This is a genomic window from Idiomarina sp. Sol25 (genome assembly GCF_033052775.1).
GTDB lineage: Bacteria > Pseudomonadota > Gammaproteobacteria > Enterobacterales > Alteromonadaceae > Idiomarina.
The window spans coordinates 1-504 of sequence record NZ_JAUPEW010000034.1; the positions used below are offsets into that span (position 1 = coordinate 1).

The 504-nt window shown below is 56.3% G+C and carries 1 protein-coding gene; it reads right to left on the bottom strand.

Annotation, left to right across the window (positions count from 1 at the left end; all coding sequences use genetic code 11):
• On the bottom strand, positions 1–486 hold a 486-nt coding region (locus tag Q5L94_RS13330; protein ID WP_317498852.1), incomplete at its 3' end, for a hypothetical protein.
• Positions 487–504: the final 18 nt, after the last annotated feature.

Consider the following 504-nt stretch of genomic DNA (forward strand, 5'->3'; position numbering starts at 1 on the left):
GATTTCGAGAGTGGTCATCTCGACATCGCGCCGCCCGGTATTCAGTACATCGGCAATTCGGCACTGCCGCTCGAAGTTGGGAAGCGGCACTTTCATCGCCGCAAGATCGGCATAGTAGGTGCGTTGCCGGACACTGCCCGATCCGCCGCTATTGATGTAGTGCGACCACCATTTTGTGTTCCGAAGGTGATCCAGAAAATCGGGGGACAGGCGACCTTGAAGACATGCAAACACCACATAATCCGGGCTGACGAGGATTGGCTCCTCAGCCGCGTTCATGGCGATGGAGCCAACGTTGATACGCATCGGATTGTAGGCAAACGCCTGAGGCGGGACGACCTTGTACCGGCTTATATCTTCTGCAATTGTCTGCTCACGCATCGGAACAATTCCGCGCGAATTGGTGACACCCATCACCATTTCCCTGCCAAGCAGACCACCACCATTTCGTTTGGTCACTTCCTCGGAGACGTCACCGAGCCTCACGGGCTCGCCTTGGGCATC